Origin of the sequence: Streptomyces inusitatus (genome assembly GCF_014651115.1) — a bacterium.
Lineage (GTDB): Bacteria > Actinomycetota > Actinomycetes > Streptomycetales > Streptomycetaceae > Streptomyces > Streptomyces amakusaensis.
This window is the reverse complement of the sequence record NZ_BMWG01000004.1, coordinates 282,323-303,703: the sequence shown is the minus strand read 5'-3', so window position 1 is coordinate 303,703 and position 21,381 is coordinate 282,323. Positions and strand designations below refer to the sequence as shown.

Here is a 21,381-nt window from a genome sequence, read left to right as displayed (position 1 = left end):
GCGAATGAAGCTCCCCCGGCTGCGCCGACCGCGTATGCCCCGCACCCGGCGCGGTCAGCGGCGGCTGGTGTGGGCGGCGATGCTCGGCTGTGTGCTGGCGCTGTCGCCCGCGACCTGGATGCACGCCGTCGCCGACAGCCGGGTCCGCCCGCTCGCCGAGGTGCCGGCCCAGGAGGTGGCCGTGGTCTTCGGGGCCGGCCTCTGGCAGGGCAGGCCCACGCCCTATCTCGCGCACCGACTGGACGCCGCCGCCGAGCTGTACAGCACCGGGAAGGTCAAGGCCGTCCTGGTCACCGGGGACAACAGCCGGGAGGAGTACGACGAGCCCGACGCGATGCGGACCTATCTGACCGAGCGCGGAGTGCCCGACGAGCGGATCGTGAGCGACTACGCCGGGTTCGACACCTGGGACTCCTGTGTCCGCGCCAAGAAGATCTTCGGCGTCGACCGGGCGGTGCTGGTGACCCAGGGCTTCCACATCCGGCGGGCCGTGGCGCTCTGCGACTCGGCGGGGATCGACTCGTACGGCGTCGGGGTCGACGAGCCCCTCGACTCGCACTGGATCCACGGCAGTGTCCGGGAGATGTTCGCGGCGGGCAAGGCGGCGCTGGACGTGGTGTTCCAGCCGGATCCGAAGTTCCTGGGGGACCGGGAGAAGGGTGTGGCGGAGGCGCTGGCCGCCGCCGGGAAGTGAGCCCCGAAGACCCGGCGAGGCACGGAGGCGCCCCCGGCGAGACACGACGGCGGACACGCGGGCGGCGGCTCGCGTCTCCATCCCCCGCGCGCGACAGTGAGAACCATGGGATACATGGAAAAAGACGTCACCACCCTGCTCAGCCGGCACGCCGAGGCCCTCGCGCTCTTCGGCGACCGGGTGCACCAGGTGCGGGCCGATCAGTGGGACGAGCCGACGCCCTGCACCGATTGGTCCGTACGTGATCTTGTGAACCATCTGACCTCGGAGCAGCTGTGGGTTCCGGACCTGGTCACGGCGGGCGCGACGGTCGAGGAAGTGGGTGACGCCCACGAGGGCGACGTCCTCGGGACGCGCCCGCGCGCCGTCTGGGACGCCGCCGCCCGCGCCGCCCGGAAGGCCTTCGCGGAGCCGGGGGCGCTGGGGCGGACGGTGTGGCTGTCGTACGGCGAGACCCCGGCCGTCGCCTACTGCTCTCAGATGATCATGGACGCGGTGGTGCACAGCTGGGATCTGGCCCGGGCCATCGGCGCGTCCGAACGGCTGCCCGACGCCCTGGTCGCCTTCGCGCTGGACGAGGTCACTCCGTACGCGGCGGGACTGTCGGACTCGGGCTTCTTCGCCCCGCCCATCGAGCCCCCGCCGGGCGACAGCCACCAGACCAGGCTGCTCGCGCTGCTCGGCCGACGCGCCTGAGCCCGCCGTTCCCTTACCGCCCCCGCCGTCCCCCGCCGTTCCCGTACCGTCCCTGGCCGGTCAGCCGGCTGATCAGCCGACCGGGCGGGCGCGCCAGTCGCCGCCCGGCACGGGGGTGCCGTTCCTGCGCAGCTCCCGGGCCAGGGCGGGGGCGGCGAGATAGACCCAGGCCCGTATCGCCGCGCCGTCGGCGGCGCGCAGCACATCCCGGGTGACCCGCTCGTACCGATTGCGGGGGTGGCCGGGGGCTATGTACTCCTCCAGCTCGTCGAGTTCGGCGAGGAGAGGGCCGTACTCCCCCGGTGCCGCCGTCAGCAGTTCGCCGACGACGACGGCCCCGCGATCCGCACTCGGCTCCGTACCACCCGCACCACCCGTACCGTCCATACCGTCCGCACCGCTCGTACCGCTCGTACCGCCCGGCTCGACGGCGTACGGATAGCCGGGGCCTTCGTAAAGCACCGCTCCCGTCCAGCGCGCCGGTTCCTCGGCCGCGGTGCGGCCCAGGAGGAGGAGGGTGTGGTTCTGCTCGCCGGGGCGGAGCGTGCCGTAGACGAAGAAGGGCAGCTCAGGACCGTTCATCGGGTTCCTCCTCTGGGGTTCTCACCGTGGCCGGGGCCACGGTACGGGGCGGTCGGCCGAGCCGGCCGGCCGCCCCTCGTGGGCCCCGGTCCACGCCTCACCCGGTGTACGGGCGGGCGGCCTTGGCATCCCGGAGCGTGTGCCCCCACCAGGCAAGCTGGTCGAGCAGGGAGACTGCGGCGGCGTCGGAGCCCGCCGGGTCCTTGGGGCGGCCGTCGCCGTCGAACCGGTCCTGGGCGTGGTGGAAGGAGACGGTGTCGCGGATGGCCACCGCGTGCAGCTCCGCGAAGACCAGCCGGAGCTGTTCGACGGCGCGCAGGCCGCCGGAGAGCCCGCCGTAGGAGACGAAGGCGACGGGCTTGGCGCGCCACTCGGTGAAGTGCCAGTCGATGAGGCTCTTGATGGAGGCGGGGAAGGAGTGGTTGTACTCGGGGGTGATGACGACGAACGCGTCGGCGGCGGCGAGCCGGGGCGAGGTCCGGCCGAGGTACTCGGCCACCGAGGGCGGGGGGTTGCTGGTCAGCGCGGTGGGCAGGTCCTCCTCTCCCAGGTCGACCACGCTGACCTGGAAGTCCCGGTGGAGTTCGGCGTGTTCGAGGAACCAGTCGGCGATGACCGGCCCGAAGCGCCCCTCGCGATTGCTGGAGAGGATGACGACGAGCTTCAGTGGAGCGGTGGCGTCCGGGGCGGGGCCGTCCTGGGTGTGTCGCGGGTTCTCCCGCGTGCTGGAGTTCATGGGCAGGAGCTTGATACCTCAACCTCCCTTGAGGTCAAGACCGGTGCCGGATCGCCCCCGCCGCCCGCCCCCGTCCCCCTACCGTGGAGGGATGACTCATACCGAGATCGACGGCGTCGTCGCCACCACCGAGACGATGTCCATGCCGATGCTCAGCAGCTATGGGCACTTCACGGCGATGCAGGTCAGAGGGGGCCGGGCACGCGGCATCGGGCTGCATCTGGCGAGACTCGACGGGGCGACGCGGGAGCTGTACGGACAGGGCCTGGACAAGGCGCTGGTACGGGAGCGGATGCGCCACGCGCTCGCCTCCGCCGGGGTCTCGGACGCCTCTCTGCGGGTCTATGTGCACTGGCCCCACGGCGATGAGCGGGTGACGCTCACGGTCACCGTGCGCGAGCCGTTCGAGGAGGCCCCGAGGCCCGTGCGGCTGCTGTCCGTGCCGTACGTCCGTGACTTCCCGCACATCAAGCACCTCGGGTCCTTCGGGCAGAGCCGCGCGCTGACGCTCGCCTCCCGGGCGGGGTACGACGAGGCGCTCCTCGTCGCGCCGGACGGGACGGTGACCGAGGGCGCGGTCACCAATGCGGCCTTCTGGGACGGCGAGCGGGTGGTCTGGCCCGACGCGCCGTGCCTGCTGGGGACGGTCCAGGCGATGCTGGAGCCGCTGCTGCCGTCGGTCCGGCGCAGGGTGACCCTCGCCGGCCTGGGCGGCTACCGCGCCGCCTTCGTCACCAACTCCCGGGGCATCTCGCCGGTCGTCGGCATCGACGCGGTCGGGTACGACGTCGACACGGCCCTCATGGCGTCGGTGACATCGGCGCACGACAGCGTGGACTGGGACGTGATCTGACTCCGCCGACACCGCGTCAGCGCCGATCAGCGCCAGTCAGTGCTGGTCAGTGCTGGTCAGTGCTGGTCAGTGCTGGTCAGGGACGGTCGGAGGTGAACGGGTGAACCTGTCACTCATTCAGCGCGCCAGTGATCTGATTGACCATCACCCACTCTGACCTGCGAAAACGCCAAGCGTCCAGCTCGACACGCCGAGCGATGGGCTTAAATCTGACGCATCATCAGCAGGCGTGGGGCGCGGGGTGCGCCTTATCTCGGAGGTGACGCACTCAGCACCACCGTTTTCGGAGGAACACCATGCGCACCACCGCCCGACTGCTGACCACGGCCGTATTGGCGGTCTCCACCATAGGCCTCGGGGCCCCCGGAGCGTTCGCCGAGGACCATGCGTCCCTGGAGGTGTTCCCGTCCACCGCCGCTCCGGGGGCGTCACTCACCCTGAACACGACAGCCTGCGGCCCCGGCGGCGAGGGCGTCGGAGACGCCCGCGCACTGGGCGCGGGCGAGTTCCGGCTGTCCCCCGGAGCCCACAAGGAGTCCGCGGTGGGACAGCTCAGGGTGCCCTACGGAGTACAGCCCGGCGTCTATGGGGTCAGCGTGCGCTGCGACAACGGCAAACGCGTCACCGGTGAGGTCACCCTGCGCCGCCACCAGGACGAGTCGGGTTCGCTCAACGGCAAGAACGAGGGCGAATCCGAATCGCGCGAGGGCGGCGGCGACCAGGGCCGGAGTCAGGGCCAGGGCCATGACTCAGGCGGCCAGGACTCCGGCGGCCACGACCCGGGCGGGTACGAATCGGGCGGCCAGGGCGGCCATCACCAGCAGCCCAGCGGCCATGTGCAGACCGGCGTCGGGGGCAGCATCGGCCCCGACACCGCTCAGGTCGCGGCGGGAGCGGCCGTCCTGGCCGCGGCCGCCGCCGGCGGGACCCTGCTCCTGCGTCGCCGGGCGAGCGGCACCCAGGGCGGCTGACGGGCGGCCCGAGGGGGGCGCGCCGCGAAAGCGGCGCCGCCCGCCGGGGGCCGTCCGACGACCCGCTGTTCCCCGTTCCCGGTGGGCTCCGGCCCGCCGGGAACGGGGGCGTCCCGCCTCTCATCCCGATCGACTCGGAGGGCCGTTGAGCAGCACGAAGGGCTGGTGTCTCGCCATCGCCGCCTGCGCCGGGCTCTGGCTGGTGCAGAACGGCTCCCGGGATGTCACCCCGCCCATGCCGACCGCCGCCGAGGCCTTCGCGGCAGGCCCGCACGCCCATACGGACGCGGTCGCCGCCCCGCTGCCCCCGGCCGGGCCGCTGCGGCTGCGGATCCCCTACATCGACGTCGACACCCCTCTCATCGGGCTCGGCCTCGCCAAGGACGGCGGGCTGGAGGTGCCGCCGCCCGCCGACCCCAATCTCGCGGGGTGGTACCGGGACGGCACTCCCCCGGGCGCGAAGGGCACCGCCGTCGTCGCCGGTCATGTCGACAACGCCAAGGGGCCGGCCGTCTTCTACGGCCTGGGCGCGCTCAAGAAGGGCAACCGGATCGAGGTGTCCCGCCAGGACGGCAGGACCGCCGTCTTCACGGTCGACGCGATCGAGGTGTACGAGGCGGACGCCTTCCCGGACGACGAGGTGTACGGCTCGCGCGGCCGCGCCGAACTCCGCGTGATCACCTGCGGCGGCGGCTTCAGCGAGAAGTCCGGATACCGGGGGAACGTGGTCGCCTTCGCCCATCTCATCGGCGTACGCGCGGGCGCCGAAGGCTGAGCCCCCGAACCCCTTTCTTGACCGCTCGTTCTAGATTGAGTTACCGTCACATCGTGGCAAGGACCAAGGAATTCGATCCGGACGTCGCCCTTCAGGCGGCCCTTGAACTGTTCTGGCGGCGCGGGTACGAGGCGACCTCCGTGGCGGATCTGGTCGAGCACCTCGGGATCGGCCGCGCCAGCATCTACGCCACCTTCGGCGGCAAGCACGAGCTGTATCTGAAATCGATGGACCGGTACGCGGAGACCACCACGAACCTGCTGGTCTCGACCCTCTCCGCACCCGGCCCCGCCCTGCCCGGCGTCCGGGAGACCGTGCGCCGGCTCGCCGCCGAGTGCGGCGACGAGCGGCGGCTGAAGGGCTGCCTGGTCACCAATACGGCCGCCGAGCTGGCCCCGCACGACACCGCGGCGGCCCACAAGGTCCAGCTGAGCTGGGAGCAGCTCGAAACCCTGCTGCACGCGTCGCTGACCCGGGCCAGGGCCCAGGGCGAGCTGCCCGAGGGCCGGGACCCGCTGGCGCTGGCCCGGCTGCTGCTGGTGCTGATGCAGGGCGCGCGGATCGTCGGCAAGGCGAGCGACGACCCCATACGGGTCCGCGACGCGCTCGAACAGGCCCTGGCGCTGCTCGACTGACCCCGCGCCCGCCACCGCGGGAAACGAACCCCAACCGCACCCCGGCCGCACCCAACCGCACCCCGGCCGCACCCGGCCGCACTCCGTCACAGGCGGAGCCCGTCCCTATATTTGACCGCTCGTTCTAATAGAGAGAGTGCCACATGTCCGATCGATTCAGCGGGAAGACCGTTCTCGTCACCGGCGCCGGCACCGGCCTCGGCCGTGCCATCGCCCTCGCCTTCGCCGCCGAGGGAGCCAATGTGGTGGCCGCGGGCCGCACCCTGGCGACACTGGCGGAGACGGTCGAGCTGATCGAACGGGAAGGCGGCGCGGCACTCGCCGTACCCACCGATGTCACCCGCTCCGACGAGGTGCGCGCCCTGATGCGCTCGACCGTCGAACGCTTCGGCTCGCTGGATGTCGCGGTCAACAACGCGGGGATCTTCCGGGGCTTCGAGCCGGCCGCCGACATCGGCGAGGGGGACTGGGAGTCGGTGCTGCGGACCAATGTCACCGGCGTCTGGCTGGCGATGAAGTACCAGGTGGCGCAGATGCGGCGGAACGGCGGCGGCGCGATCGTCAACATCGCCTCCAACCTGGGCGCGCATCGGCGCATGCCGAACGCCGCCGCCTACATCACATCCAAGGCGGCTGTCTCCGCCCTCACCCGCACCGCCGCGCTCGACCACATCGCGGAGGGCATCCGGATCAACGCGGTCAGCCCCGGCTCGTCCGAGGGGCCCATGTCGCTGCGCCCGGGCGAGACCGACGCCGACCGCACCGAGCGGCTCAAGCACGAGAACCCGCTCGGCCGGGCCGCCTCCGCCAAGGAGATCGCGGCGGCCGTCCTCTACCTCTCCTCGGACGACGCCGGAGCGGTCGTCGGCACCGATCTTGTCGTGGACAGTGGCTCCTCGGCCTGACGGCTCCTACGCTGAGCGGCCAGACGACGGGCTTTCGAAGGGCGAGTGCGATGGCGGGCTGGCACACCAGGGACATCGCGGATCAGCGCGGGCGTACGGCCGTGGTCACCGGGGCCAACAGCGGCATCGGGCTGATCACCGCCCGTGAGCTGGCCCGCAAGGGCGCGCGGGTGGTGCTCGCCTGCCGGAGCGAGGAGCGCGGCAGCCGGGCCGAGGCCCTGATCAAGGGCGCGCTGCCGGGCTCCGACGTGGAGTTCCGGCGGCTGGATCTCGGCGATCTCGCCTCCGTACGGGAGTTCGCGGCCGGATACCGGGACGAGCGGCTCGATCTGCTGATCAACAACGCCGGGGTGATGGCCCTGCCGCAGGGCCGGACCGCCGACGGGTTCGAGACCCAGTTCGGCGTGAACCACCTCGGCCACTTCGCGCTCACCGGGCTGCTGCTGCCGAAGCTGCTGGGCACTCCGGGCGCACGGGTGGTCAGCGTGTCCAGCCTGGTGCACGCGGCGGCCGATCTGGACATGGGCGATCTCAACAGCGAGCACCAGTACCGGCGGTGGATCGCCTACGCCCGCTCCAAGACGGCGAATCTGCTCTTCGTCCACGAGCTGGCACGGCGGCTGAGGGCGGCCGGCTCCGGCGTGGTGGCCGCGGCCGCCCACCCGGGGTACGCGTCCACCAATCTCCAGACGGCGGGGCCCCGGATGGAGGGGCGCAAGTCCGCCGAGCGGGTCATGGCCCTCGGCAACCGGCTGCTGGCGCAGTCCGCGACGGCGGGCGCGCTGCCGACGCTGTACGCGGCGACCGCGCCCGGGGTGCGGCCCGACTCCTTCACCGGGCCGGGCCCGTTCGGCTGGCGCGGTGCGCCGAGGCCGTCCTGGCGGGCCGGCTGGACCCGTGACGATGTGGCGGGCGAGCGGCTGTGGGTGGCGTCGGAGCAGCTCACGGGGGTGGTGTACGAGGGGCTGGCCCCCTGAGGCCGCCCCGGGCCGCACGGGGCAGCACCGGGCCGCACGGGGCCGGCCCGGGCCGGTGGGGCTACTTGAGGCCCGAGGCCTCGAACACCCCTCGGGCCGCGTCCGACTCGATCCGGTCGGAGAGCGACCGAAGCACCCCCGAGCCATTGCGGAGCAGCCCCCGGTCCCGCGCCTTGCGCGCGCCCCGCTCCAGTTCGAGCCAGAGCAGCGGATTGGCGGCGAGGGTCACCGGGTCCACCTCGACCCGGCGGCCCCGCACGTCCTTCAGGACGATCCGCTGGGCGACCCCGCCCCTGCGGGCGACCTGGGTGAGCAGATCGGTGCTGACCCGGCGCTCGCCGAGGAGACCGCGCACACAGAGCCAGTGGTGACCGGCCGTCACCCGGGGCGGGTAGAGGACCGCGAAGAGCAGGACGGCGAGGACGGACCAGAGCAGGGTGCGGCCCAGCTCGACGGTGCCCGCGGCGAGGTCCACCAGATGGAGCAGGACGATCAGACTGAGGGAGCAGAAGCAGGCGGCCCAGAGGTCGCTGACCCAGCCCCGGTCCTCGGCGAGCACCGCGTGCTCCTCGTCCACTGCCGCCCCGCCGCTTGGCCCCACGCTCTCGCTCTCGCTCTCCATGAGCGGGACGGTAAGCCTCCGCGTACCGCTCTGTCCGCACCCGGCCGCGAGCGCTGACGGGTTTTCTACGCGGCGCGTCAACGTCGTGTGAAGACGGGACGCCGGGGCGCAAAGGACGCGACAAGAGGGCCCGTGGAAGGAAATTCGCGCCCTCACGCTGGGGCTCCAGGCTTCAGCACCGGAGGTTCGCCGTCCCGATGACCACTCTGTCCACGCCCTCCGGCGCGTCCGGCGCACCGTCGGCCGCCTCCGCCGAACCCCTCGTACCGCCGCCCGATCTCGCCCCCATCAGCGCGCCCGTCAGCGCGCCCGTCAGCGCGCCGGACTCCGGTGAGCGGCATCGGCTCACCTCGCTCCAGGGGCTGGCCGCGCTCTCGCTCGACGCGATGGCGTCGGTGGCGTACGGGCCCGAGGCGATCGTCCTCGTCCTGGCCGCCGCGGGCGGTGTCGGGCTCGGCTACACCCTGCCCGTCACGCTGGCCATCGCCGTACTGCTGGCCGTGCTCGTCGCCTCCTACCGCCAGGTCATCGCCGCCTTCCCCGACGGCGGCGGCTCCTACGCCGTCGCCCGCGCCCATCTGGGCCGGCGCACCGGGCTGGTCGCGGCGGCCTCGCTGATCCTGGACTACGTCCTGAACGTGGCGGTCTCGGTGACCGCCGGAGTCGCCGCGCTCACCTCGGCCTTCCCCGGGCTCTACGACCATCGGCTGTCGCTGTGCCTGGGTGTGCTGGTGCTGGTCACCGCCGTGAATCTGCGCGGGATCGTCGATTCGGCGAAGGCGTTCATCGTGCCGACCGCCGTCTTCGTCGGCTCGATCCTCACCCTGATCGCGGTCGGGCTCTTCCGCTCCGCGCCGCTCTCCACGGAGGCCGCCGCCGGGCAGGCCTCGGCGCTCGGCGAGAGCGCGACCACGGTCGGGGCGCTGCTGCTGCTCAAGGCGTTCGCCTCCGGCTGCTCCGCGCTCACCGGCGTGGAGGCGGTCGCCAACGCCGTGCCGTCGTTCCGCGCCCCGGCCGCCAAGCGCGCGCAGCGCACCGAGGTCGTACTCGGTGTGCTGCTCGGGGTGATGCTGATCGGGCTCTCGATCCTGATCGGGCGCTTCCATCTCCAGCCGGTCGAGGGGGTGACGGTGCTCGCTCAGCTCGCGGACGCCTCGCTCGGGCACGGCTGGGGCTTCTATGTGGTCCAGTTCGCGACCGTGGTGCTGCTGGCGCTGGCGGCGAACACCTCCTTCGGCGGGCTGCCGGTGCTGATGTCGCTGCTCGCGCGGGACAACTTCCTGCCGCATGTCTTCCGGCTGAAGGCCGACCGCGAGGTGCACCGCCACGGAGTGGTGGCGCTCGCCGCCGTCGCGGCGCTGCTGCTGGTCTTCTCCGGCGGTGACACCAACACGCTGGTGCCGCTGTTCGCGATCGGTGTGTTCGTGGGCTTCACCGTCTGCCAGACCGGGATGGTGATCCACTGGCGGGCCCACCGGACCGGCCGCTGGGTGCTCAAGGCCGTGCTGAACGGTCTGGGCGCGGTACTCACCGGGGTCAGCGCGGTCGTGGTGACCGCCACCAAGTTCACCGAGGGGGCATGGCTGATAGTGATCGCTCTCCCGGCGCTGGTGGTGCTCTTCGAGCGGGTCCACCGCGCCTACGGCCGTATCGACGAGCGCATCGGTCTGGGTCTGGTGCCCCGGCCGCCGCGCCGGGAGCGCTCGCTGGTGATCGTGCCCGTCTCGCATCTCTCCCGGCTGACCTGTGAGGCGCTCAACGCGGCGGTCTCGCTGGGGGACGAGGTGCGGGCGGTGACCGTCACCCATCAGGACGCCGAGGACCGCGCGGAGTCGGGCGCGCTGCGCCGGGACTGGGAGCGCTGGAATCCGGGGATCGATCTGGTGGAGCTCCAGTCGGACCACCGCACGATAGGGCGGCCGGTCTCGGAGTATGTCCGGCGGATCCACCACTACCACCCGCACACCCGGGTCACGGTGCTGATCGGGGAGGTGGAGCCCGAGCGGCTGTGGCAGCGGCTGCTCCAGAACCAGCGCGGGGCGGTGCTGGCGCACGCGGTGCGCCGGGACACGGAGGCGGTGATCTGCCGTCTGCGCTTCCGGCTCACCGATACTGAGCAGGCGTCGAAGTCCCGGAATCCATAGGAAAGCCCCGATTTCTCCGGTGTCCGAGCGTCGGACGTCAATGTGGTGTGACCTGTCGTCAACTCCACGCCCGAGGATTCCCTCGTCGCGCGACTCGTGCCGCCGCCCGGCGGCGCGGGTTGTCACCAGTGCTTCTGGAGCGATGCATGGAACGTCGGAGTTTTCTGCGCACGGCGGTCGTCGGCGGTACGGCGGCGGCGGCGCTGGGCGCTGTCGGTACGGGCGGTTCGGCGGCGGGCGCGTTCGGCGGCTCGCTGTGGCGCGGGGCCGCCGCCGCGGGGACGGCCCGGCCGGGCCGGGGGCCGTACGGAGCCCCGCTGGCGGCCGACGCCCGGGGGATCGCGCTGCCTCCCGGCTTCACCAGCCGGGTGATCGCCCGCTCGGGCGAGCGGGTCGACGGCACCTCGTACGCGTGGCACAGCGCCCCCGACGGCGGCGCGTGCTTCGCCGACGGCACGGGCTGGATCTATGTGTCGAACTCGGAGATCAGCCCCTCGGGCGGCGCGAGCGCGGTCGCCTTCGACGGCTCGGGAGCGATCACCGGCGCGTACCGGATCCTCTCGGACACCCGGCAGAACTGCGCGGGCGGCAGCACCCCCTGGAACACCTGGCTCTCCTGCGAGGAGGTCTCGCGGGGTTATGTCTACGAGACCGATCCGCGGGGGGTGCGGCCCGCCGTGCGCCGGGACGCGATGGGCCGGTTCAAGCACGAGGCGGCGGCGGCCGACCCGGTGCGCCAAGCGGTGTATCTGACGGAGGACGAGCGCGACGGCTGCCTCTACCGGTTCGTGCCCGCCGAGTGGGGTTCGCTCGCCTCCGGCACGCTCCAGGTGCTCACGGCGGGCGAGGCCGACTCGGGCCCCTTCACCTGGACGGACGTCCCCGACCCGGCCGCCGCCGAGAAGAGGACCCGCGAGCAGGTGCCGGGCGCGAAGCGGTTCAGCGGCGGCGAGGGGTGCCACTACGCTGACGACAGCGTCTGGTTCACCACCAAGGGCGACGACCGGGTCTGGCGGCTCGACCTCGGTTCCGACACCTATGAGCTGGCCTACGACGAGTCCGCGATCAGCGGGGGCGGGCCGCTGACCGGGGTGGACAACATCACGGGCGGCGCGTCCGGGGATCTGTACGTGGCGGAGGACGGCGGCACGATGGAGATCTGCGTGATCACCCCGGAGGGCGAGGTCGCGCCCTTCCTGCGGATCGACGGCCAGTCGGACTCGGAGATCACCGGTCCGGCGTTCTCCCCGGACGGCGGGCGGCTCTACTTCTCCAGCCAGCGCGGTACGAGCGGCGCGGACTCGGGCGGGATCACCTACGAGGTGGCCGGGCCGTTCCGGAAGCGGGGCGGCGCCCCCGCGCGGAACTGGGTCAGCAGCCTGTCGCTTCCGCCGGCGCCCCGCCTCTGAGCAGGGCCGCGCCCAGCGGGGTCAGGGTGTGGAGCACCGCGTTGCCGTGGCGCAGCGTCAGCACCAGACCGGCTTCCCGGAGCACCGCCGCGTGCTGGCTGGCGGAGGCGAGCGAGACACCGGCCCTGCGGGCCAGTTCGCTGGTGGTGCAGCCGTAGCGGATGGCCTGGAGGACGGCCGAGCGGGTGTGGCCCACGAGCCTGCCGAGGGAGGGGCCGAGCGCGGTGCCGCCGGTCTCCCCGAAGGCGGGCTCGGGGCTGTGCGCCGCCGGGTAGACCAGGATCGGCGGGAGGGCGGGGTCCCGCAGCACCACGGGCATGCCCCGGCAGAAGAAGGAGGGCTGGAGCAGCAGCCCCCGGCCGTCCAGCCGCAGTTCGCGGTCGACGGGGTAGTCGGACTCCAGCACGGGGGCCCGCCAGCGCAGCCCGGCCGGCAGTGAGCAGAGCAGTTCGGCCGCGCCGCCGTCGAGCAGGGCCCGGCCGCGCACCGCGCGGTCCGCCTCCACCCTGGCCTGGATGTGCGCCCAGTACGGCTCGATGGCGGCGCGGTGGTAGCCGCGCAGCACCGAGATGAGCCGGGCGAGCGGTTCGGGCTTGCCCTCGGCGAGTCCGGCGAGCCTTCCGGCCCGTTCGGCGGCGCGCTCGGCGGGCCGCTCGACCGATCGTTCGGCCTGCTGTTCGGGGGCGGTTCCCGCTGACACCAGAGTCAGTTCGGATTGAAGCCGCCCGGCATCGGTGGCGCGGATCGCCTCAAGACCGGCCTCCAGACCTCCGATGCCTTCCGGCGGAGTGAGAAAGTCCGGGAAATAGCCCCGGAGCGGCACCAGTGCGGAGAGCAGGCTTGTTTCACTATTCAACCGCGTGCGGGTTTCCGTACGCCATTCCCCGAACATCTGAGCGCGACGGCGCTCTCTCAATCGATGAAAACTGAGAATCGTTTCCCACAGGGCATCCGGCCTTGTGGCCATTCTCACCCTGGCCAGGTCGTCGCCGGTGAAATGGATACGCAGCACTGAAACCCCCACTGTTGCACCCGCAATCGCCCCGATCACTGAGTATGCACGTCATCACAGCCGGTCACCACGGAGTTTCAGCCAGAGTTGAAATGTCTCGCCCGGGTCGGGTGCGAACCGAAAGGCTGTACGGCGTCGGGCAGGTTCCTTCTGTCTCCGATGGATGAGTCGAAGACCGTGGGGGGCTTCGCACATCCGGCGGCGGGTGACAGAAGGTGCGGCTCCCTGTCCGGTGGGGTAATGGGGCGCGGCCCGTGGATGGGGATCCACAGGCCGCGCCCCGCCCGCTGTTTCAAAGGGCGAACGACAGAAATTGGGGTTACGTCAAGATCAGGCTACGCGCGTCATGTCGCCTATCAAGGCCCCTGAATTCGACAGGGTCTTTACGGAAGTGCCGAAAGAAACAGAAGGGGACGCCCTGACCTGTGCAACAGGAGGGGCGGGCGCCCCCTCGGGCACCCTCCCCGGCACCCCTCGGACGCCCCCTGCCCCGGTCGGCTCAGCCGGCCGTCGCCGCCCCCTCAGCCGGTCGCCGTCCCCTTCGACAGGGCCACCGCACGGGCCGCCTCCAGCCGGGCCACCGGGATCCGGAAGGGCGAGCAGGAGACATAGTCCAGCCCCACCTCATGGAAGAAGTGGACGGATTCCGGATCGCCGCCGTGCTCCCCGCAGACCCCGAGCTTCAGATCGGGCCGGGTCGCCCGGCCCGCCGCCACCGCGCTGCGCACCAGCGCGCCGACGCCGTCCCGGTCGATCGTCTCGAACGGCGAGACCCCGAAGATGCCCTTCTCCAGGTAGGCGGTGAAGAAGCTCGCCTCCACATCGTCGCGGGAGAAGCCCCAGACGGTCTGGGTGAGGTCATTGGTGCCGAAGCTGAAGAACTCGGCGGCCTCGGCGATCTGTCCGGCCGTCAGCGCCGCGCGCGGCAGCTCGATCATTGTGCCCAGCGCCAGCCTGAGTTCGGCCCCGGTGGCGGCCTCGACCTCGGCGATGACCCGCTCGGCCTCCTCCCGTACGATCTCCAGCTCCTGGACGGTGCCCACCAGCGGGATCATGATCTCGGCGCGCGGATCGCCCTTGGCGTCGATACGGGCGGCGGTGGCCTCCGCGATCGCCCGTACCTGCATGGCGAAGAGACCGGGGATGACCAGCCCGAGCCGGACGCCGCGCAGCCCGAGCATGGGGTTCTGCTCATGGAGCCGGTGGACGGCCTGGAGCAGCCGCAGATCGTTCTCATTGTGGTCCTCGCGGGACTCGGCGAGGGCCACCCGCACCGACAGCTCGGTGATGTCGGGCAGGAACTCGTGGAGCGGCGGGTCGAGCAGCCGGACCGTCACCGGAAGGCCGTCCATCGCCTCGAACAGCTCGATGAAGTCCTTCTTCTGGAGCGGCAGAAGCTGCTCCAGCGCGGTGGTGCGCTCCTCGTCGGTGTCGGCGAGGATCAGCCGCTCGACCATCTCGCGGCGCTCACCGAGGAACATGTGCTCGGTGCGGCACAGCCCGATGCCCTGGGCCCCGAACCGCCGGGCGCGCAGCGCGTCCTCGGCGCTGTCCGCGTTGGCCCGTACGCGCAGTCTGCGGACCCGGTCCGCGTAGGCCATGATCCGGTGGACGGCGGCGACCAGCTCGCCGGCGTCCTCGGCCCCCGCGTGCATCCGGCCCTCGAAGTACTCGACCACCGGGGACGGCACGACGGGCACCTCGCCGAGGTACACCTTGCCGGTGGAGCCGTCGATGGAGACGAGGTCGCCCTCCTCGATCACGGTCGTGCCGACCGTCATCCGCCGCCGCTTGGTGTCGACGTCCAACTCCTCCGCGCCGCAGACACAGGTCTTGCCCATGCCCCGGGCGACGACGGCGGCGTGCGAGGTCTTGCCGCCGCGCGAGGTCAGGATGCCCTCGGCGGCGATCATTCCGTCGAGGTCGTCGGGGTTGGTCTCCCGGCGGATCAGGATGACCCGCTCACCCGAGCGGGACCATTTGACGGCGGTGTACGAGTCGAAGACGGCCTTGCCGACGGCCGCGCCGGGCGAGGCGGCGATGCCCCGGCCGAGGAGTTCGCCCCTGGCCCGCTCGTCGAAGCGCGGGAACATCAGCTGGGCGAGCTGGGCCCCGGTGACCCGCTTGAGCGCCTCGGCCTCGTCGATCAGCCCCTGGTCGACGAGTTGGGTGGCGATCCGGAAGGCGGCCCCGGCGGTCCGCTTGCCGACACGGGTCTGAAGCATCCACAACTGGCCGCGCTCGATGGTGAACTCGATGTCGCAGAGATCCTTGTAGTGGTTCTCCAGCGTCTCCATGATCTGCATCAGCCGGTCGTACGAGGTCTTGTCGATGCGCTCCAGATCGGCGAGCGGGACGGTGTTGCGGATGCCCGCGACGACGTCCTCGCCCTGCGCGTTCTGGAGGTAGTCGCCGTAGACGCCCTGCTGGCCGCTGGCCGGGTCGCGGGTGAAGGCCACACCGGTGCCGGAGTCGGGGCCGAGGTTGCCGAAGACCATGGAGCAGATGTTGACGGCGGTGCCGAGATCGCCGGGGATGCGCTCCTGGCGGCGGTAGAGCTTGGCGCGGTCGCCGTTCCAGGACTCGAAGACCGCCTTGACCGCGAGGTCCATCTGCTCGCGCGGGTCCTGCGGGAAGTCCCGCCCCGCCCGGGACTCGACGATCTCCTTGAAGCTCTTGACCAGGGACTTGAGGTCGTCCGCGTCCAGATCGGTGTCGACGGTGACCCGCTTGGCGGCCTTGGCCGCCTCCAGCTCCTCCTCGAAGAGGTCGCCGTCGACGCCGAGGACGGTCTTGCCGAACATCTGGATGAGCCGGCGGTAGGAGTCCCAGGCGAAGCGCTCGTCGCCGGACTGCCGCGCGAGACCGGCGACGGACTCGTCGGAGAGACCGATGTTGAGGACGGTGTCCATCATGCCGGGCATGGAGAACTTCGCGCCCGAGCGCACGGAGACGAGGAGGGGATCGTCAGCCTGGCCGAGCCTCTTGCCCATGTGCCGCTCCAGGGCGTCCAGGTGGGCGCTCACCTCGTCGCGGAGGGCGGCCGGCTCCTCGCCGGTGGCGAGGTAGACCTTGCAGGCCTCGGTGGTGATGGTGAAGCCCGGAGGGACGGGCAGCCGGAGGTTGGTCATCTCGGCAAGGTTCGCGCCCTTGCCGCCGAGCAGATCCTTCAGGTCCTTGTTGCCCTCGGTGAAGTCGTAAACGAACTTCTGGTCCGGCTGATCCTTGATTTCCGACACGGCTCTCGACTCCCCGAGGCTCGGTGGCTGCCCTGACGGCCAGGAACATACCCAGATCGAAGGCATCTGGGTACGTCCACTTGGCCGTCATACGGCCGTAACCACTCGTCCGCCAGCGGATCGAAAGCGACCCCGCGATCAGCCGCCCCAACACCCTTGCTTCAAGGCTTGAAGGCACACACACGCAGAGCGACGGGGAACCCTCGCCATGTCGACGCCGAGTGCCGGGAGGTCGGGCAGGGTCTTGAAAGGGTGAAGCCATGAAGGGTGGCACCCAGTGCCACCCTTCCGAGAGATGCACCCATCCCCATAACGCTCATCTGAGCGTCACCCCTATCAAGGGTGGCGAGAATCACGTGCCCGGGGGCTGGGTCAGCCGCCCGAAGTGTCCAGTTCCGCGTCCGCGCCGACGCCCGCGCAGTCGTACGGATCCTTCAGCCAGCCGTCCGGCAGAACCACCCGGTTGTTGCCCGACGTACGCCCGCGCGGGCCGTCCGCCCCCACCGGCCAGGGCTGGTCCAGATCGAGCAGCGCCAGCCGCTCGTCCAGCTCCGCCAGCGACGAGGTGATCGCCAGTTGCTTGCGCATCTCCGAGCCGACCGAGAAGCCCTTCAGATACCAGGCCACATGCTTACGGAAGTCGATCACTCCGCGCGCCTCGTCGCCGATCCACCCCCCCAGCAGCTCCGCGTGCCGGCGCATCACCCCCGCGACCTCTCGCAGGGTCGGCGCGGCGGACGCGCCCGTACCCTCGAAGGCCGACACCAGGTCGCCGAAGAGCCACGGCCGCCCCAGACAGCCGCGCCCCACGACCACACCGTCACAGCCCGTCTCCCGGACCATCCGCAGCGCGTCCTCCGCCGACCAGATGTCGCCGTTGCCCAGCACCGGGATCTCCGGGACATGCTCCTTCAGCCGGGCGATCGCGTCCCAGTCCGCCGTGCCGCCGTAGTGCTGCGCGGCCGTGCGGCCGTGCAGCGCGATCGCGGTGACGCCCTCCTCGACGGCGATCCGGCCCGCGTCGAGATAGGTGATGTGGTCGTCGTCGATGCCCTTGCGCATCTTCATGGTGACCGGCAGCGCCCCCGCGTTCGAGACCGCCTCGTGCAGGATCGCGCGCAGCAGGGGCCGCTTGTACGGGAGGGCAGAGCCGCCGCCCTTGCGGGTCACCTTGGGGACCGGGCAGCCGAAGTTCAGATCGATGTGGTCGGCGAGATCCTCGTCCACGATCATGCGGACGGCCCTGCCGACGGTGACCGGATCCACTCCGTACAGCTGGATCGAGCGCGGGGTCTCGTGCGCGTCGAAATGGATCAGCTGCATGGTCTTCTCATTGCGCTCGACCAGCGCCCGAGTGGTGATCATCTCGCTGACGAAGAGCCCCTTGGAGCCCGGGGCGGCCTGCCGCGCCGGGCTGCCCCCGAAGCCCCGGACGCCCTCGGCGAACTCCCGGCACAGGGTGCGGAAGGGCGCGTTGGTGATCCCTGCCATGGGTGCGAGCACCACGGGAGGCTGTACGGCGTGCGGGCCGATGGTGAGCGTCGAGGACGCCGAAGGCGACGGGGCGAGCGTGGTCATCCGTCCATTGTCGCGTATCGCGCCGACACCGGGCGGCGATCATGGGACGGCCGTACGATCCACGCATGGCAGAGCTGACCTCCCGACGCCGGCTCCTGGTGCTGGCCATCTGCTGCATGAGTCTGCTGATCGTCAGCCTGGACAACACCATCCTCAATGTCGCCCTGCCGTCGATGGGCCGTGAGCTGCACGCCTCCGTCTCCGGGCTCCAGTGGACGATCGACGCCTACACCCTGGTCCTGGCCTCCCTGCTGATGCTGGCGGGCTCCACCGCCGACCGGATCGGCCGCCGCAAGGTCTTCGTCGCCGGTCTGGTGCTCTTCACCCTCGGCTCGCTGCTCTGCTCGCTCGCCCCGACCCTGGAGTCCCTCGTCGCCTTCCGGATGATCCAGGCGGTCGGCGGCTCGATGCTCAACCCGGTCGCCATGTCGATCATCACCAACACCTTCACCGATCCGGCCGAACGCGCCCGGGCGATCGGAGTGTGGGGCGGGGTCGTCGGCATCTCCATGGCCGCCGGACCGCTCATCGGCGGTCTGCTGGTGGACACCGTCGGCTGGCGCTCGATCTTCTGGGTCAATCTGCCCGTCGGCATCGCCGCCCTCCTGCTGACCTGGCGGTACGTCCCCGAGTCCCGCGCCCCGCACCCCCGCCGGATCGACCCGGTGGGCCAACTGCTGATCATCGCGCTGCTCGGCTCGCTCACCTACGCCATCATCGAGACCGATCTCTTCTTCGCGGCCGTCGCGGTGGTCTCCCTGATCGGGGTGGTGCTGTACGAGCCGAGGCGGCCGGAGCCGCTGATCGATCTGCGCTTCTTCCGCAGCGCGCCCTTCAGCGGCGCGACCGTGATCGCCGTCTCCGCCTTCGCCGCCCTCGGCGGGTTCCTCTTCCTGAACACCCTCTATCTCCAGGACGTACGCGGCTACTCCGCGCTCCACGCCGGGCTCTACATGCTGCCGATGGCGGCGCTCACCCTCGTCTGCGCCCCGCTCTCGGGCCGGATGGTGGGCAGCCGGGGGCCCCGGCTGCCGCTGCTGCTCGCCGGGGTCACCATGGGCGCGTGCGGGGTGCTCTTCGCCGCCTTCGAGGCCGAGACCTCGGACACCCTGCTGTTCATCGGATACGTCCTCTTCGGGATCGGCTTCGGTCTGGTGAACACCCCGATCACCAACACCGCCGTCTCCGGCATGCCCCGCGCCCAGGCCGGGGTCGCCGCGGCCGTCGCCTCCACCAGCCGCCAGATCGGCCAGACCCTCGGCGTCGCCGTGATCGGCACCGTCCTCGCCCACGGCGTCGCCGCCACGGCCGCGGGCTCCCCCGGATACCCGGACGCCTTCCTCGCCGCCTCCCGCACCGCCTGGTGGATCATCGCCGGCTGCGGCCTCTGCATCCTCGCCGTCGGCGCCCTCACCACCGGCCCCTGGGCCCGCCGCACCGCCCTCCACTGCGCCGACCGCCTCGGCTCCGACCGCCCGGTGGAGCCCGCCGTACGCCGCTGAGCCGGCGCCCTTCGCATCCCGCCCCCGGACAGCGCTTCGCCCCGCCGGGCAGCGGCCCGGCGGGGCGAGACAAGGCTTACGGGGCGAATCAGCCCTGGGAGTCCTGGGACCCGGCGGACCCGGCGGAGCCGGAGTCCGAGGAGTCGTCCGAGGAGGCGCCCTGGGCGCGCTCGCGCATCTTGCGGAGCAGCTCGGCCTTCTGGTCGGCGGCGTTCTTGCGGTTGGCCTCGGGGGTGGGGCCGAGGCCCGACTGGTCGGCGCGGGACACCTTCTTGCGCTGTCCGCCGACGCCGAGGAGGTTGTTACGGCTCTTGGCCATGGGGTTCTCCCATTCAGGGTGAGAAGTGACTGGGTGATCGTCAGATGAGGGCTGGCGTGCGCCGAGGCTCTCTCACTCGTAGATCTGGAAGAACGAAGACATGTCGGCGAGCCTACAGGCCCCCGAAGCGGGGTCGCACCAGCTTTTTCCGCCGGGAACGGCGAGAGGCCGGACGGGCTAAGGACGCCCGTCCGGCCTCTCCGTGGCCGTGTCGTCGTCAGCAGCCGAGCAGACGCGAGCCCAGGTAGGACTGGATCTGGTCGAGGGAGACCCGCTCCTGCGCCATGGTGTCGCGCTCACGCACGGTGACGGCGTTGTCGTCGAGGGTGTCGAAGTCGACGGTCACACAGAACGGGGTGCCGATCTCGTCCTGACGGCGGTAGCGGCGGCCGATGGCGCCCGCGTCGTCGAACTCGATGTTCCAGTTCTGCCGCAGGTCGGCCGCGAGGCCCTTGGCCTTCGGGGAGAGCTGCGGGTTGCGGGAGAGCGGCAGCACCGCGACCTTGACCGGCGCGATGCGCGGGTCGAGGCGCATCACGGTGCGCTTCTCCATGACGCCCTTGGCGTTGGGGGCCTCGTCCTCGTTGTACGCGTCGAGGAGGAAGGCGAGCATCGTGCGGCCGACACCGGCGGCGGGCTCGATGACGTACGGCGTCCAGCGCTCGCCGGCCTCCTGGTCGAAGAACGACAGGTCGTGGCCGGAGGCCTTGGAGTGCGCCGAGAGGTCGTAGTCGGTGCGGTTGGCGACGCCCTCCAGCTCGCCCCACTCGCTGCCGCCGAACTGGAAGCGGTACTCGATGTCGGCGGTGCGCTTGGAGTAGTGGGAGAGCTTCTCCTTCGGGTGCTCGTACCACCGCATGTTCTCTTCGCGCAGGCCCAGACCGGTGTACCAGTTCCAGCGCTGCTCCATCCAGTACTCCTGCCACGCCTCGTCCTCGCCGGGCTTGACGAAGAATTCCATCTCCATCTGCTCGAACTCACGGGTGCGGAAGATGAAGTTGCCGGGCGTGATCTCGTTGCGGAACGACTTGCCCATCTGGGCGATGCCGAACGGCGGCTTCTTGCGGGAGGTCTGCTGCACCTGGCCGAAGTTGGTGAAGATGCCCTGGGCGGTCTCGGGGCGCAGATAGGCGACCGAGCCGGAGTCCTGGGTGGGGCCGAGGTGGGTGGAGAGCATGCCGGAGAACTGCTTGGGGTCCGTGAAGGTCCCCTTGTTGCCGCAGTTGGGGCAGTTGAGGTCGGCGAGGCCGTTCTCGGGGGCGCGGCCGTTGTGCTTCTCCTCGTACGCCTCGATCAGGTGATCGGCGCGGAAGCGCTTGTGGCAGGAGGTGCACTCGGTGAGCGGGTCGGAGAAGGTCGCGACGTGGCCGGAGGCCTCCCAGACCTCGCTGGCCAGGATCACCGACGAGTCGATGCCGACGACGTCCTCGCGCGAGGTGACCATGTAGCGCCACCACTGGCGCTTGAGGTTCTCCTTCAGTTCAACGCCGAGGGGTCCGTAGTCCCAGGCGGCGCGCTGACCGCCGTAGATCTCACTGCACGGGTAGACAAAGCCACGGCGCTTGCTGAGGCTGACGATGGTGTCGATCTTGTCGGCGGCCACGGTGCTCTCTTCATAGATGACGACGACGAACGAGGAATGCTCCAGATTACCGGCGCACGCACCCCCCGGATCAAATCGATGGCCGGGCGGGTACGGCCGGGACTCGCCGCGCAGGTCACCCCGGGGAGC

19 protein-coding genes are annotated in these 21,381 nt (G+C 71.2%); 11 read left to right on the top strand and 8 right to left on the bottom strand.

The window, feature by feature from the left end:
* The first annotated feature begins 4 nt into the window (after window positions 1-4).
* Window positions 5-694, top strand: a complete 690-nt coding sequence (locus IE247_RS10860; protein WP_190122871.1) for a SanA/YdcF family protein — start codon at window positions 5-7, stop codon at window positions 692-694.
* A 114-nt stretch (window positions 695-808) separates the two neighbouring features.
* Window positions 809-1,390, top strand: a complete 582-nt coding sequence (locus IE247_RS10855; RefSeq protein WP_190122870.1) for a TIGR03086 family metal-binding protein — start codon at window positions 809-811, stop codon at window positions 1,388-1,390.
* Between the two features lie 72 nt (window positions 1,391-1,462).
* Here IE247_RS10855 and IE247_RS10850 read toward each other — a convergent pair whose 3' ends face one another.
* Window positions 1,463-1,972 carry a gamma-glutamylcyclotransferase family protein gene (locus IE247_RS10850; protein ID WP_190122776.1) on the bottom strand — a complete coding sequence of 170 codons (510 nt, stop codon included), beginning with the start codon at window positions 1,970-1,972 and terminating at the stop codon, window positions 1,463-1,465.
* Between the two features lie 97 nt (window positions 1,973-2,069).
* The gene (locus IE247_RS10845) at window positions 2,070-2,708 is read right to left on the bottom strand and encodes an NADPH-dependent FMN reductase (RefSeq protein WP_190122775.1); all 639 of its coding nucleotides are present in this window, start codon (window positions 2,706-2,708) and stop codon (window positions 2,070-2,072) included.
* A 91-nt stretch (window positions 2,709-2,799) separates the two neighbouring features.
* Here IE247_RS10845 and IE247_RS10840 point away from each other — a divergent pair, with 91 nt between their 5' ends.
* The 6 genes from IE247_RS10840 (at window position 2,800) to IE247_RS10815 (ending at window position 7,824) form a co-directional block, all read left to right on the top strand.
* On the top strand, window positions 2,800-3,561 hold the full coding sequence (locus IE247_RS10840; RefSeq protein ID WP_190122774.1) for an aminotransferase class IV: 762 nt from the start codon (window positions 2,800-2,802) through the stop codon (window positions 3,559-3,561).
* Window positions 3,562-3,857: 296 nt separating this feature from the next.
* Window positions 3,858-4,532 carry a GVDTG sorting domain-containing protein gene (locus IE247_RS10835; RefSeq protein ID WP_190122773.1) on the top strand — a complete coding sequence of 225 codons (675 nt, stop codon included), beginning with the start codon at window positions 3,858-3,860 and terminating at the stop codon, window positions 4,530-4,532.
* Window positions 4,533-4,677: 145 nt separating this feature from the next.
* Window positions 4,678-5,307 (top strand): class F sortase, encoded by a 630-nt coding sequence (locus IE247_RS10830; RefSeq protein ID WP_229869003.1) that lies wholly within the window; start codon window positions 4,678-4,680, stop codon window positions 5,305-5,307.
* A gap of 53 nt (window positions 5,308-5,360) precedes the next feature.
* A complete protein-coding gene (locus IE247_RS10825) occupies window positions 5,361-5,942 on the top strand; it encodes a TetR/AcrR family transcriptional regulator (RefSeq protein ID WP_190122772.1) in 582 nt (193 codons plus the stop codon).
* A gap of 143 nt (window positions 5,943-6,085) precedes the next feature.
* Window positions 6,086-6,847, top strand: a complete 762-nt coding sequence (locus IE247_RS10820) for an SDR family NAD(P)-dependent oxidoreductase (RefSeq protein ID WP_190122771.1) — start codon at window positions 6,086-6,088, stop codon at window positions 6,845-6,847.
* Between the two features lie 50 nt (window positions 6,848-6,897).
* A complete protein-coding gene (locus tag IE247_RS10815; protein WP_190122770.1) occupies window positions 6,898-7,824 on the top strand; it encodes an oxidoreductase in 927 nt (308 codons plus the stop codon).
* A gap of 61 nt (window positions 7,825-7,885) precedes the next feature.
* Here the strand turns inward: IE247_RS10815 and IE247_RS10810 are convergent, their stop codons facing one another.
* Window positions 7,886-8,446 (bottom strand): hypothetical protein, encoded by a 561-nt coding sequence (locus IE247_RS10810; protein ID WP_229869000.1) that lies wholly within the window; start codon window positions 8,444-8,446, stop codon window positions 7,886-7,888.
* A 197-nt stretch (window positions 8,447-8,643) separates the two neighbouring features.
* On the opposite strand from IE247_RS10810, the gene IE247_RS10805 reads away from it, so the two are divergent.
* On the top strand, window positions 8,644-10,590 hold the full coding sequence (locus IE247_RS10805) for an APC family permease (RefSeq protein ID WP_190122769.1): 1,947 nt from the start codon (window positions 8,644-8,646) through the stop codon (window positions 10,588-10,590).
* Window positions 10,591-10,736: 146 nt separating this feature from the next.
* Window positions 10,737-11,999, top strand: coding sequence for an alkaline phosphatase PhoX (locus tag IE247_RS10800; protein WP_190122768.1), 1,263 nt, complete (start codon window positions 10,737-10,739; stop codon window positions 11,997-11,999).
* Here the strand turns inward: IE247_RS10800 and IE247_RS10795 are convergent.
* The 3 genes from IE247_RS10795 to dusB all read right to left on the bottom strand — a co-directional run bounded on the left by IE247_RS10795 (window position 11,962) and on the right by dusB (window position 17,828).
* On the bottom strand, window positions 11,962-13,011 hold the full coding sequence (locus tag IE247_RS10795; RefSeq protein ID WP_190122767.1) for an ArsR/SmtB family transcription factor: 1,050 nt from the start codon (window positions 13,009-13,011) through the stop codon (window positions 11,962-11,964). The genes IE247_RS10800 and IE247_RS10795 overlap by 38 nt on opposite strands.
* Before the next feature lie 521 nt (window positions 13,012-13,532).
* Window positions 13,533-16,250: a pyruvate, phosphate dikinase gene (ppdK, locus tag IE247_RS10790; RefSeq protein WP_190122766.1), complete on the bottom strand. Its 2,718-nt coding sequence runs from the start codon at window positions 16,248-16,250 to the stop codon at window positions 13,533-13,535.
* 372 nt (window positions 16,251-16,622) lie between these two features.
* Window positions 16,623-17,828, bottom strand: coding sequence for a tRNA dihydrouridine synthase DusB (gene dusB, locus IE247_RS10785; RefSeq protein ID WP_190122765.1), 1,206 nt, complete (start codon window positions 17,826-17,828; stop codon window positions 16,623-16,625).
* Window positions 17,829-17,893: 65 nt separating this feature from the next.
* On the opposite strand from dusB, the gene IE247_RS10780 reads away from it, so the two are divergent.
* Entirely contained in the window at window positions 17,894-19,330 is a 1,437-nt protein-coding gene (locus tag IE247_RS10780) for an MFS transporter (RefSeq protein ID WP_190122764.1), read from the top strand.
* A gap of 88 nt (window positions 19,331-19,418) precedes the next feature.
* Here the strand turns inward: IE247_RS10780 and IE247_RS10775 are convergent, their stop codons facing one another.
* Both IE247_RS10775 and IE247_RS10770 read right to left on the bottom strand, forming a co-directional pair.
* Window positions 19,419-19,649, bottom strand: a complete 231-nt coding sequence (locus IE247_RS10775; protein ID WP_190122763.1) for a DUF6243 family protein — start codon at window positions 19,647-19,649, stop codon at window positions 19,419-19,421.
* 217 nt (window positions 19,650-19,866) lie between these two features.
* The gene (locus tag IE247_RS10770; protein ID WP_190122762.1) at window positions 19,867-21,252 is read right to left on the bottom strand and encodes a glycine--tRNA ligase; all 1,386 of its coding nucleotides are present in this window, start codon (window positions 21,250-21,252) and stop codon (window positions 19,867-19,869) included.
* Between the last annotated feature and the right edge of the window lie 129 nt (window positions 21,253-21,381).